This window comes from Membranihabitans marinus, from assembly GCF_021729155.1.
Classification (GTDB): Bacteria; Bacteroidota; Bacteroidia; order Chitinophagales; family Saprospiraceae; genus Membranihabitans; species Membranihabitans marinus.
In genome coordinates this window covers 60,370-74,149 of record NZ_JAJQYA010000010.1, presented here as the reverse complement: position 1 = coordinate 74,149, position 13,780 = coordinate 60,370, and the positions used below count along the sequence as shown (strand labels likewise).

Sequence of the window (13,780 nt, the reverse complement as noted above, 5' to 3'; positions counted from 1 at the left end):
TTAATGTTAATTATTGAGTGGTAAAACCCAGTTTATTTAAGCCCGATTGAATCTCCGGTGCTGACATAAACAAATTCCATAGCAAACCACTTCTATAGTTTTCAATCATTACCGGAATAGGCAATTGATCAATAGCCAAATAGCGAGGCAGACTCCAGTTGGATTCTATGCTAAATGCATCATATGGCCCATACTTACCGATTAAACTATCTTGCTTGGTATACATATAGTTTAGAAAACGCATGCTTTCTTCAGGGGTATACGGAAATGAACTCAAGGCTGCGGTAGGTGTAATTACACCCAAATCTTCCTGTGGATTGTGACCGGCATAGCCCATAATGGAATAACTAGATGACAACCCCCAACATTCCTCAGAATACCCGCGATAGTCATATGGATTTTGAAGACAATGCTGATAGTGTATTTTTGCATGATTTTGGTTCATGGCCCACCAATCCGTATATTGATCTTTTAAATTTCTCGGATCCAATCCCAAATACGAATAATGAGCCCAAAACAAAGGACCTACATGCATATTATTGGTTTCATAATGATTTAATAGGGTCGGAATCCCGTACATAGAATCCTGAGTTACGATATCTCCATCCAACATAAATCCCTTGTGGTAGACTTCAGCTGATACCGGATGGGTAGGTGAGGATGCAGCCAAAACATACATAATCAAACACTCATTGTATCCGCGTACATCGAAATCCATTTTCCAGCCATGATTTGGCGACCAATGCCAATACAACACATCTTCCCCCCCTTTGGTATACCACTGCCAATCAATACCTCTCCACAATTCATCCATCTTTTGAGCCAAAGCCTTTTCCCCTGGATTTCCTTCCATAAAATATTGTCGGGCTGTAATCAATCCTTGAGCCAAAAAAGCTGTTTCCACCAAATCTCCTCCGTCATCAAATTGACTAAACGGTCGAACCTTACCATCAGGCGTAAACCAATGTGGCCAGACACCGTAAAACCGATCCGCCGTAGCCAACCAATCGGTTAACTTTAATAATCTTTCGTACCCCTCTTCTCGTGTAATGAATCCGCGTTCTATCCCGACCAAGATGGCCATAATCCCAAATCCTGTACCCCCAGAAGTGATCACATCTTCATCATTGCTCGGATAAATATCATCCATGTGGATGCGCTCTCTTGCTCCACCAGAGATAGGCTCTCCCCCTTCCCACATATAATTAAACGTTTGCTGTTGCACCTGAGTCAGCAATGCCTCATCTATAAAATCGCGATCGTGTTCTACCTTGTTGCGGGTTGAACAACTCGTCCCCAAAAATGCAATACAAACAATAACAACCAGTATTCTTTTCATATCCAATGAATAATCTTTAAAATAAAATTTCTAATTTTTCGAGCCCCTTTTGGATTTCAACATTAGACATAAATAAGTTCCATAACAATTGACTGCGGTAATTTTCTATCATAACCACGATCGGTCCTTGATCTATCGCCAAATAACTGTCAGCATACCACTCCATATCGGGATTAAAAGCATCATAGAATCCATATTCCCCCCATATGCGATCGCCTATCTTGTAATAAAAGAAATGCAAGGCTGCCATAGATTCTTCCGGTGTATATGGAAAAGAACTCAAGGCCGCAGTCGCTGTAATGACTCCTAAGTCATTGTTTGGACTATGGGCCGAATAACCCTCTTGATTGTCACTAGCCGTCAATCCCCAACAGTCACCAGAATAGCCCACATATTGTCTGGGATTATCGATACAGTACGCTCGATTGATCAAAGTATGGCTCCTGTTTTGATCCCAATAAGAGACATTGTCTTCTTTTAAATTTCTTGGATCCAATCCCAGATACGAGTAATGTGCAAAGAAAAGTGGTCCACCTTGATCATTGCCCAAAGGCAGGGTTATGTTCCCATAATTTTGTCCATTTCTATAGGCTCCATTTCTTTTATACCCATTTTCATAGACTGATTTAGCAATCGAATGTGTCGGAGATGCAGCAGCCAAGACATAAACTATTTGCGTTTCATTGTGTCCCGAAATAGGTAGATTAATCGCCCATTCCCCATCCGGAGACCAATGCCAATACAATGTATTAGTTCCCCCTTTGGTATACCAATCCCATTCTACTTCTTCCCACAGTCCTTGAATTTTTGCCATTAACTCAGTCTCACTGGGCACCTCGTTTTTCAAATAAGCCTGAACCGTGAGCAATCCTTGCATTAAAAAAGCTGTTTCCACCAGATCCCCACCATTGTCTTGCTGACTAAAAGGCTGCACCTTTCCTGTATTCCCATTGAGCCAATGAGGCCATGCTCCGTGAAATCGATCTGCGGTCTCCAAAAAATTCACTATTTTCTCCCATCTTTGAATCCCCTTTTCTCTAGAGATAAATCCGCGTTCTATCGCCACAATCATAGCCATCAAACCAAATCCAGTCCCCCCTGTAGTCACAATATCATTGCTGGTATTTCGCTCTCTCGCCATTCCACTTACCGGATGACCAAAAGACCAAAAATATTCAAAACTGTGTTGTTGTACTTTATTCAGTAGCGCTTCATCTGTTATCCTAGGAAACTTATCCGTAGAATCCAATGCCGTAAAACAATCCAATTTCACTTCCTCAAAAGGCCGATGAACTTCCGCTCCCAATCCCTCGTCAATGACCAGACTCACTTTCTTCCAATAGTCTAACGGGTCAGTCGTCTTTACCAAAAAAGCATTTTCGCTTTCTTGCTCAACCGTCAGCTCTCCTCCATCTTCCAAATGAATATTATTCTTGAAATTTTCTAAAGAAAGTGGATGAGAAAATTCTAGTTGAAGGTCCAAAGACAGTGAAATATCTTTATTCTGCTTTCTCATATCCAATACCAAACCATTACTTGAGGCCGTCAATAATTTAAGTGGTTCCACCGAAATGGTAAATGAATACCCTCCTCCTTTAAAACCAGCCCCCTCCAATGACCTTAAAGTGGAGTGAATAAGAAAACGATAGGAATGGCCTTCTTTAAACTCATCCGTTGCACTACAGATTATTTCTCTCTTATTTTGTCCTTGCGCTAATTCGATAGACTTCTCTACACCATTTTCTTCCAAAGTAAAATGACTGTTATTAGTCGGCCAGACCTCTTGGTCAAACCCAATAACTATTGCGTCAGCTATAGATACTTCTCCGCCACCCACAATAGATTTTTGACCTAGTCGTATATAACTCAGACCAAGCTCTTCAGCAACTTCAGGCTCCGTTTCGGCTTTTTTTTCACAAGCCCAAACAGATACCGTCATGGCTATGAATAATATATATTTTAGACATAAATACATAGAAAGATTTTAAAATCTAATCACAACTTCAAGGAGTCGGATCCAACGAATTTGTACAATGATTTAATTGGCTGCCATAACGAGTTTCACTTCTTCCGCCGAAAGTACTTTGTCAAACACCCTAAATTCATCCATTTGACTCTCCGTGGAAAATAGACCCCATTCCACAAATCGTGGTTGACCAGACATTAGACTCATCCTATCACAATCCGTCCAATCTATTCCACTCAAATCCCCTTCTTTCACCAATTCCCCATCGAAATACACTTTGGCTTTGCCTTCTCCAATAGTCATGGTTATGTGAAGCCATTTATCCTTGATACTTTCTTTGGCTATATTCAGACCGTCATTTACAAACCAAGCCTCACCAGCTCCCGTACCTATATTTAACTTGAAAATATAATTCTCATCGTTGGCCTCTCGAAACAGTCGCAATCCCGAAGTCCGTTTATTTGGCTTTTCTGCATCCGGATCGGGTGGACTGATGGTCACTATCCCTTCCTTATCCTCATCTCCCTGAATTTTATACCAGAATGAATAAGAAACCTCATCGTGATTAATCCGTGAAGTAGGGAAAGTAACATAGGAATCCATAGCTCCTTTGTAAGCTTGGCCATATTTCCCATTCATCTCATAGGATGGACTCCCTACCGGCATCCCTCTTACCCCGCTGATTTGTTCTTGATAATCGCCTTCAAAAGGTAGATAAAAAATCTCCCCATCAAACTTAGGCGTATAAGTGCTTACAAATTGTCCAGATTCTCTAGCTATAATACTGGCGACTTCATCATTGCCGATCGCTCGATCAAATATGCGAAGTTCATCCATTAAACTATGGTCCGAAAGATGGCTCCATCCAATAAAATTAGGTGCTCCAGACATAATGGACAACACATTGCATCCCGTCCAATCAATTCCACCAAAATCACCTTCTTTTACAACTTGTCCATTGATGAATACTTTGGCATTATCCGCACCAATACTGATGGCAAAGTGAACCCATTCATCGGTGCTTGGATCTACATCCGCGGCTGCACCGCCATCAAACCAATTCTCACCCCCACCATTTCCTATATTTAATTTAAATCTTTGTTTGTCCCCAGCTGCTTCTCTAAAAAATCTAAACCCTTTGGTTCTATCATTCGCTGCAGATGGATTGGCCGTATCTTCTGGTCCCAAAACCAACATAGCTGCCCGATTGGGTTCTGGATTAATTTTCATCCAAAATACAGCAGAAAATTCGTTGGTTTTTGTAAAATGATCAGCTGGCAAAGTCAAATAAGAATTCAATGCTCCGCTATAACTGTTCTCATTCTCACTATCGATAACACTCTCTCCGCCAAATCCAGGATTACCCACTTTATTGGCAGATTGTAAAGTAATTAAATCAAGAAAATCGCCATTAAACGGCATATACAGAATCTCTCCTGAATACAAAGGCACATAAGGACTTACTTTTTGAAAATTAACTTCTTCAGTACTTACTTTTCCCTCGATATCTGTTGCCACAACAGACAATACATGTTCTCCATTGGTTAATAGATCATAGGTGTAAGCTCCAAGAAATCGTCTATAATCCTTGAAAGTGGAAAATGTGGCTATCTCATCACCATCAAGTAGTACTGAAATACTCATAATCTCGATGTCGTCCGTTACTTCAAATTCTATATCAATCGAAGTAATATCTTCTACTACTCTTATTTGATTTCCCTCGAGCGGACTTGAAATATTAATCTGTGGAGCAGATTCATCTAATCCCATTTCAACCGGAGTAATAGGATCAATTCCATATTCACAGGAAAACTGCGAAATCAAAAATAAAAGAAGAAAATAACCGGGTATTGTTGTGAAAATATATTTCATGATTATTATTCTATTTTGCTTAGTCAATATTGTTATGGTCGGCCAATTGTGGAATTAAATCCACTTGCGCTTGAGGATAAGGAAGGTATTTGAGCTTGGCGTTAAAACTCCTGCCTTCATAATTGAGCTCATCCAGTTTTTCGTGTCTTAACAAATCGTAAAATCTAGTCCCCCATTCCAGGCCTAATTCTGCAAATTTTTCATCTAACACCTGATCAATAGTCACATTAGAAATCGGCGCCAATCCTACTCTTTCACGAACCAAATTCACGGCCTGATCTGCTGTTCCCGCATTACCACTCCCTCCTTGAGTAAGCGCTTCAGCATACATCAATAAAATCTCCGAATAACGAATGCATGGATAATTTCTATTTTCACCCCATCGGGTTCTACCTGGAGTATACTGTTCAGAAGGAACATAGTGCTTGCCACTAAAAAACAATGCCCTTGCGGAATTATTGATCACATCACCAGATGGGGTTTCATTTGAAATGTAATTCGGAAGATTGGCGTACTCGGGATCTTCCTTAATTTTTGAAATCCCATTAGGCGTGAAAAGTATGCTGGTCTGCAATCGCTGTTCGTCATTCCTGTCCAATAAAAATTTTATATACTTAAGACTGGGCTCAAAAAATCCCCATCCCCCTGCAATATCCCCAACCTTGGGACTCCAACTCGTAGGACCAAAACACTGAGAATTAAAATTGGTATTATCTCCAGATCCTTGACCGAAATCAGAATACTGCATTTCTAGTAAATTCTCATCACTCAATTTACCAGGGATCTTAAACAAATTGTAATAGTCATCATATAACTGAAACTGCCCCGAATTGATAATGGCCCCCGTCGCATCCGCCACTTCTTGATAATTTTTAATTTCCAAATTGGCAAGTGCCTTAATCGCCAAGGCGGTGTATTTAGTCACTCCACCGGGTACATCAGTGCGTTGTCCAGGCGTCATATCTTTTAGATAAGGAATGGCCTCATCCATTAGATTAGAAATAAAAGCCATTACCTCTTCTTGGGTATTAATGGGCAACAACCTCAATTCATTGGGATCAGAGGTTTGAGGAATAATAATATCATTCCAATTTCTATCCACATGAAAAAGTAAAAATGCATACAACACTTTGATTTCAGCTATATATTCCTCTGCTTTTTGACTGGAACCCGGAATGTTCTCTTCATACAATCTTATCTGCTCTATCGCCGAAATACATTGATAAACATCTCTATAGAATGTTTGCCAAATCGAATTAGACATCCAAGACGTCACTTTATAATCGTATACATCTGTTTCTTGGAGTGGAGCTTGATCTCCTGCGGCATTTACATCATCCCCTCTCACACTTAAGAAAAGAAACTGCTCCCAACCGCGACTTTGAAATGCTGCATAGGATCCAATTAATTGGTCAAACATTCCATTGGGATCTGTATAATCGATTTCTTCAATGGGAACGGTGTTTTCACTTAAGTCGTACAATCGGTCATGACAAGACTGAGTTCCCAAAAATATGATGATTGAAAATATGATAATCTTTTTCATGTTTTAAAATTTAAGTTTAATACCACCTGTGTACACAGAAGGAATAGGATAGGTTTGACGATCAATACCATTCGCCACTTCGGGATCAAATCCATTGTATTTAAAAATGGTAATCGGTCTATCAGCCGTTAAATACAGGGTTGCTTGAGGGAAATTTTCACCCAACCATTTCTGGGTGGATAAACGATAGGATAAATTGATGTTTTGAATTCTAAAATAGGAGCCATCCTCAATGTAATAGCTACTAAAATCTTGATTCCACGATTTCCTCAAACCGTTGGCGGAAGGATATTTATTGGAGGTTCCTTCACCATGCCATCGATTGATGGCCAAATCAGCATCCAAATTGGTATCATTTGTAAATCTATATTCTCCCCGTTTTCGATTTAAAATTTTGTTCCCACTTTGTCCCAATCCATAAATGGACAGCGAGATGTTTTTATAATTCAAACCCAGATTAAAACCATAAGTCATACTCGGCAAAAAGGACCCAAGATATATTCTATCATCACCATCAATATCTCCATCACCATCTTGATCTTTAAACCTCAAATCCCCTGGCTCCAATACCGTAGAGCCTGTTTCTATCCCATCAGCATTAATTTCCGCTTGGTTCTGATACACTCCTAAAACCTCATATCCATAGAATTCAAATAAAGAATGCCCTACCTCTGTACGTTGTCGAAACTCAGCAGTTCCGCCATCTATATAGGTTTGCCCAAAAAGATCTTCGACTGTATTTTTAACAAAAGAGATATTTCCTCCTAGGCTATAGGACCAATCAGCACCTACTGCGTCATTCCAACCCAAAGCCAGTTCAACACCAGAGTTTCGAATCACTCCAGCACTTCGTCTATTGCTGCCGCCAATGCCGGGATTATTGATTGGAATGGCAGAATTTTTAGTATCCCTTTGGAATACGTCAAGATCTAGGTTTAACCTTTGATTGAAGGCCTCGGCTGTAATTCCAACATTACTTTCTTCCACTAGTTCCCAGATCAAATAATCAAATCCCAATCCTGTCTGCAAACCGGTATATTGTACATCTCCCAATGCCGTGGTTACTACATTGTTACTTCTTGTACCCAAGCTGGCACCTATTTTATCGTTACCCAATCGGCCCCAACCCCCTCTTAATTTGAAAAAATCAACAAATGGAAGATCGAAGAATGATTCTTCTGATACAACCCAACCCAATCCGGCTGCAGGGAAGTATCCCCATTTCTCTTGATATTTGGAAGAACCATCTGCTCGATAAGTTGCATAGGCTAAGTATTTGTTGTTGTAGCTATATGCCACTCTTCCAAAGTAAGACATCCCATACAATCGCGCACCTCCATCGGTCACTGAATTGGTTAATATTTCGGTAGACTTATCGATATACCACGATTGCTCATTTTCTATAGGAAACCCCTCGGCTTGTGCTCTTAAATTTTCAAAATTCTCCTCTCTATAAGATGTCCCCCCTAATACAGTAAGACTATGTTTACCGAAATCTTCATCATAGGTTAAAGTATTGTCCCAAATAATGTTGTTGAAATTTTCAAAGTTTCTGGATATATTCGAAATATTCCTTTGATAACCCGTACTTGAGAAATAAGGCAATCTTATATTTCTCAGATTTAAAAAAGTCATGCTTTGATTATAAGTTGACTTAAAAGTTAAGGCATCGGGAATAATGTCCACCTCCGCATAAAAATTACCTAATATCTTGCGAATCTTTTGCTCGTTGTTGCTATACCGCATATCCACGAAAGGATTTTGTCCCCCTCTATACCCCAAATCTTGAGCACTGGCATAGCGCAATTCACCATCAATATTGTTATCGAAAACAGGAAGTATCGGAACTGCAAAATAAGCTTTAAACCAAGCTCCATTTTCTGCACTTTGTTTCGTCGCAGAACTCATAATTACATTTCCTCCAATCTTCAACCAATCCAATGCTTGAAAATCCAATTTGGAACGCACATTAAAACGAGTAAAATCGTTTTCCATATCCATTATTCCATCCTGAACAAAATAACTTCCTCCCAATGAATAGGAGGCTCTTGAGCCACCACCAGAAATACCTATGTTGTGATTTTGAATACTGGCTGGTCTAAGGATTTCCTTATACCAATCGGTATTTACATTGGGTACATTGGGGTTCACCCTACTTCGACCATATTTCTGCATGGCATTTTCTATAAACTGATAATCGGGATATCTGTCTGGATCTAATTCTGAAATAACCTGTGCAAACTGTTCTGCATTTGCCATTTTCAATACATTTGACGCACGTTGTGTACCCACATAAGAATCAATGCTTATTTCTGCTGGCTTATTGAGCTCCCCCGATTTGGTTTGAATAAGAACGACTCCATTGGCAGCCCGAACACCATATATGGCAGCCGCCGATGCATCTTTTAATACCGAAATAGACGCTATATCTGAATTATTTAGGAAATCAATATTGTCAAAAAACATCCCATCTACTACATATAGCGGCTTGGTATCGTCACTTGTATAGGAACCAATTCCACGCAACCTAACCGTGGGTTCATCTCCTGGGGCTCCGGAGGATACAATTTGCAATCCAGCTACTTTTCCTTGAAGCGACTGCATGGCGGCACTCGACGGAGTCTTAACAATTTCCTCACTTCTTACTGTTGTGATGGAACTGGTCAGATCTCTCGACCGCTGGGAACCATACCCTACTACCACTACTTCTTCCAATAAGCTCGCACTATTAGACATAGCCACATTTAATTCCGTATCAACTCCCAAAATCATAACAATCGTTTCATACCCGATATAACTAATCTGCATGGAATCACCGGGATTTGCCTCTATAGAAAACCTCCCATCGAAATCGGTCAAAGCTCCGGTATTGGATCCTAGAATAAATATATTCACTCCAATAAGGGCTTCATTCAAGTCTTCTCCAGTCACTTTTCCTGTATAAGTGGTCTGTGCAATAAGATTTTCGGGAAAAAACCCAGCACAAATCACTGTCAAAAGAATTATAAATTTCATCCTTCCCATAACCATATTTTATATTTCAAAAAATCGATTAAAAACCAACTATTAATTGTACAAATATCACCATAATCTATGTTTTAGTCTAATATACCACCTCACAATTACCTCATCATTGATACTTTTTTAGCTAGGCCAACACTTTCTAACAATATCATATTTTATTAGTTTTCAATTATTTACATAATTCAAGAATTGAAAATTGCATTTACATGGATAATAGCCACCTCATCACAAGAATTTAGATCTTGGATTTTATTATAAAAAGTTATAACAAATTTTAAGATGGAATTTTTGGAGCCTTAACAAAAAGTGAGCAAAGGAATTAATCACCGAAGCAAGTAAAAATACACTTACAACCTTTGATATTTTATATTTCAATCCATATGGAGGTATAGAAATATTGAAAAAACAATCACGAAATAATATACTACTTTTTTCTGTGTTTGAAAAATTTTAACCCTTATTCTTATCTTTAAAATCGCATCAAAAATTCGGAAAGATTGTCATCTATAGTCAAATTCATTTTTTTACGCAGTCGATACCGTTTGTTTTCAACGGAGCGAACGGAAATGCCCAAGAGGGGGGCAATTTCTTTAGAACTCATGTCCATTCTAATGTAGGCTGCCAATTTTAGATCTCCCTGTGTAATATCGGGATATGATTCTTTCATTCTTTGAATAAAGTCTTTGTGAACCTGAGCAAAATTGGTCTCAAAAACTTCCCAATCCTTCTTACTACTGAGGTTGGTATCCACTATTTTTACAATCTTATTATACAAGTTTTGCTTTTGAGTATGATCATTGGTTTTAAATTCATTTTTCACCAAGTCTTTTAATTCATCTAAAGCTTTATTTTTTTGAACCAAAGCCATGGCACTGTTGGCTAACATTTTGGTTTTAAAATTGACCTCATGTTCGAGGTTCTTGGCTTTAAGTCTCATGGCCTCCTTCTCTATAAACTCTTTTTTCTCATGTTCCATTTTCATTTTTTCTCTCTTCCATTTCCTTCTATAATAACCATTGATGGCGATGAAAACGGTGAATCCTAAAATGAAATACAGTAAAAAGCCCAAAGTAGACCGATACCATGGTGGCTTAATTTCAAACTTATATAAGGATTGAATCTGTTCACCATTGTCCACTATAAAATCATATTTCCCAGCCGGTAATTTGGTTAACAGAACCAATCCATTTTCAGGAATATCTTGCCAGTCTTCTATAAAACCACTTACTTTGAATTTCAAATGAGTTTTTGAAATAAAGAGATTTCTATTTAAAGCCAATTGAATTTGCAAATCATTGTTATTAGCATTATAAACCTGACCATCCGACTCAATATCGACATGACCTATGTCTTGAACCGAAACCGCCTCCACAACGATATCTCTATTTTCTTCTAATTCAATATATTCAGCCATAGCAATTTTCATATATCCTTCTTCCAATTGTATGACCAATTCGTCGGACAGAGGATTTTGATTCAATAGTTGACCATACTCCAATGAGTTGTATATCTTACTAAAAAGTGAATAAACCTGGTTCAAATCGGATTCAGATTCTATTCTGCTTTGTTTGTCTTCAAAACTATAAGGAAATATTTCTGTGGCAGAAACACAATACAACAACGTGTCGTAAACTATATTAAAACCGTTTTCTTTAGTAAATATATCTACGAGGCCTTCTCGTTTTATACTCGTTTGAGGCAAATAATACTGAGCCTCCTCTACTTTCGTAAAATTCTTATCCAATTTGTAGTGTAGCAATCCTTTATACTTCTGAATACCAGCCAATGATCCATTGGAATATAGAAAATGTTCGATCAATTGGTCACTTCCCTCAACAACATGTACTTCCTGCCAACTCCCCTTTATCTTTTCGAGAAGAATAATACCTGTATAAGTGGATTGCAGAATACTATCCCGCCCGACAACCTGCATATGTAAACCACCCGTTCGCTCAGACACATGTACCAATTCTTGCTTTGCATCCAAGACCAAGGTCCCTCGATTATGTCCTATAATCAGTTCATTTTGATAACTAAGCAAAGTCAAAACTTGTCCCTGAGAACCCGGCACAAGTTCAAATTCCCCCAATGAATTTTTGAGATATAATCCTTGATTACTTCCTAAATAAAATTGATCATTATGCCAAATGGTAGAAAAGATAGTCCCCAATTGTCCTTTGGAATCGTAGTAGTGAATGCCTGGCTTATGAATATCAATAATCTCAAATCCTCTCTCTAGCCCCACACAAAGAGGACCGAACTGGGTTTGGTATAAAGATAGAACGGTATTGTTTGAAAGACCATTTTCGCGGTTAATATGGAAATCAAAATCAATAAAATCATCTGTAATATAAATGCCATTCCTAATCGTCCCTATTGCAATTCGTCCATCCTGAAGTTTAATCATTTTGTTGATTTGTTCATCCTTAATTTGTCTTGTAAATGATGAATTTATAAACTCAAAATGATCCTTATTGTACCAAGCTATTCCATGGAATTCTGTGGCAATAATCAGTTCTCCATCAAGGATTTCTACTCCTACGATCTTAACTTCTGGTGGCAGTCCTTTTTCTGAAAGTTTGGTAAATGTCTGATCATCAAATTCAAATAAACCTCCTCTAATTTCAGGAATAAAGATCTTATCATCCAAATATTGACCAAACATGATATTATTTGGAGGAGTGATTTTCTCGATAATTTCATAATCATATTTATATAGCAGTGAAAATGATTGAAAATAAATAGCTGAACGATCTTCGAAAACATGCCAAATTTCCTCTTCTGAATCTTCAATTTGACTGTTTTCCAGAGCTACAACGGTTAGGGTATCTGCACTGGGATCAATTACCCCAATGGTCTCATATCCCCCGACATATATTTTACAATCCTTTCCCAAGTGAAGGGCTCGAGGTATATGACCATAGTTTAACACTACCTGCTTCCAAGCAAAACCATTGTATATAAATACACCAGCGGTATTCGCCACATATAAGTTACCCTTACAATCCTCAGCAAAATCCCAATTTTGATATAATCCTTTATAGTCTGATTTATCAAAACTGTGCATTCTTGGCACTTCTTGTCCCACTAAACTCATGGACAATCCGAGCAACGCCAATAATTCTATTTGCCTAATTATTATCGTACACCAATTCCTCATTTAGATTAAAGATAATGCCGATGTTAGATTTTAGCAATGATTAACTGAATTTATATTTCTTTTCTAGGTGTAATGAATTTGAAATTACTTTTTCTAATATTTACCTAATAAATTACATTCATAACAAATAATATGGATATCGACTTCAAATTAATTTTTGATTGCTATGTAATTTCAATTCTTTTGGTTTTGGATATTTAGTCGGAATAAACTCAACTTTAAACGGTAACTCTAAACTCTTTAATTCATCAATGCGCTTATCAAGCAATCCATTTTCTTTACAATACTGAAATACTAATTTTAGATACCTTCTAATTATCATTAGTGGCAAAAATTCACCATTAAAATTCATCCACTCCATCAAGCATTTTTTACCTTTTGAACTATTACAACTACGACAGGCAAATACCAAATTTTCAGCATCATCTTTTCCACCCATTTTTTGAGGAAAAATATGATCTAGTGCCAATTTTTCTTTAGAACCACAATAATTGCAAATCTGTCCTGTTTGTAATTTAATTTTTTCATCATCAAATATTGTTCGCATATTCATTGTTTCATCTTTCAATCCTTTATAAAGTTTTGCTCTTATTATATAATTGAAAGTTCCATATTTTTCTTGATTTCGCTCCACAGCGGTGTGTGCCATAGCGAGGTTTGCATATGACCAAAAAATAAACTCCTTAACAGTTTCATATTTTAACGCTTTAGCCATCGCACACCGTTATTTCACCAAAATATTTATTTTGAATTACTAACAAACCAACAACACATATACCAGTTTCATTCAACCAAAACACCAAAACAAACACCTCGATTGCCAATTCACAAATTATATGAATATACTAAAGGATTTTTAAATAATGGTATCAA

7 protein-coding genes are annotated in these 13,780 nt (G+C 37.8%); all 7 read right to left on the bottom strand.

The features are described 5' to 3' along the window. Window positions 1-10 precede the first annotated feature (10 nt). The 7 genes from LVD51_RS08500 to LVD51_RS08470 all read right to left on the bottom strand — a co-directional run bounded on the left by LVD51_RS08500 (window position 11) and on the right by LVD51_RS08470 (window position 13,622). Window positions 11-1,339 (bottom strand): glucoamylase family protein, encoded by a 1,329-nt coding sequence (locus LVD51_RS08500; protein ID WP_236970792.1) that lies wholly within the window; start codon window positions 1,337-1,339, stop codon window positions 11-13. A gap of 16 nt (window positions 1,340-1,355) precedes the next feature. Continuing rightward, window positions 1,356-3,314, bottom strand: a complete 1,959-nt coding sequence (locus LVD51_RS08495) for a glucoamylase family protein (RefSeq protein ID WP_236970791.1) — start codon at window positions 3,312-3,314, stop codon at window positions 1,356-1,358. A 63-nt stretch (window positions 3,315-3,377) separates the two neighbouring features. Beyond that, complete coding sequence (locus LVD51_RS08490; protein ID WP_236970790.1) at window positions 3,378-5,177, bottom strand: LamG-like jellyroll fold domain-containing protein; 1,800 nt, start codon at window positions 5,175-5,177, stop codon at window positions 3,378-3,380. A gap of 19 nt (window positions 5,178-5,196) precedes the next feature. Next, entirely contained in the window at window positions 5,197-6,723 is a 1,527-nt protein-coding gene (locus LVD51_RS08485; protein ID WP_236970789.1) for a RagB/SusD family nutrient uptake outer membrane protein, read from the bottom strand. A 3-nt stretch (window positions 6,724-6,726) separates the two neighbouring features. Then, window positions 6,727-9,747 carry a SusC/RagA family TonB-linked outer membrane protein gene (locus tag LVD51_RS08480; protein WP_236970788.1) on the bottom strand — a complete coding sequence of 1,007 codons (3,021 nt, stop codon included), beginning with the start codon at window positions 9,745-9,747 and terminating at the stop codon, window positions 6,727-6,729. Window positions 9,748-10,216: 469 nt separating this feature from the next. Continuing rightward, window positions 10,217-12,907: a helix-turn-helix and ligand-binding sensor domain-containing protein gene (locus LVD51_RS08475; protein ID WP_236970787.1), complete on the bottom strand. Its 2,691-nt coding sequence runs from the start codon at window positions 12,905-12,907 to the stop codon at window positions 10,217-10,219. Between the two features lie 145 nt (window positions 12,908-13,052). Continuing rightward, window positions 13,053-13,622 carry an HNH endonuclease gene (locus tag LVD51_RS08470; RefSeq protein ID WP_236970786.1) on the bottom strand — a complete coding sequence of 190 codons (570 nt, stop codon included), beginning with the start codon at window positions 13,620-13,622 and terminating at the stop codon, window positions 13,053-13,055. Between the last annotated feature and the right edge of the window lie 158 nt (window positions 13,623-13,780).

Bases quoted from the DNA above. Each gene is read 5' to 3' on its own strand.
- LVD51_RS08470 (WP_236970786.1), bottom strand. From the start codon at position 13,622: ATGGCTAAAGCGTTAAAATATGAAACTGTTAAGGAGTTTATTTTTTGG.
- LVD51_RS08500 (WP_236970792.1), bottom strand. From the start codon at position 1,339: ATGAAAAGAATACTGGTTGTTATTGTTTGTATTGCATTTTTGGGGACG.
- LVD51_RS08495 (WP_236970791.1), bottom strand. From the start codon at position 3,314: ATGTATTTATGTCTAAAATATATATTATTCATAGCCATGACGGTATCT.
- LVD51_RS08490 (WP_236970790.1), bottom strand. From the start codon at position 5,177: ATGAAATATATTTTCACAACAATACCCGGTTATTTTCTTCTTTTATTT.
- LVD51_RS08475 (WP_236970787.1), bottom strand. From the start codon at position 12,907: ATGAGGAATTGGTGTACGATAATAATTAGGCAAATAGAATTATTGGCG.
- LVD51_RS08485 (WP_236970789.1), bottom strand. From the start codon at position 6,723: ATGAAAAAGATTATCATATTTTCAATCATCATATTTTTGGGAACTCAG.
- LVD51_RS08480 (WP_236970788.1), bottom strand. From the start codon at position 9,747: ATGGGAAGGATGAAATTTATAATTCTTTTGACAGTGATTTGTGCTGGG.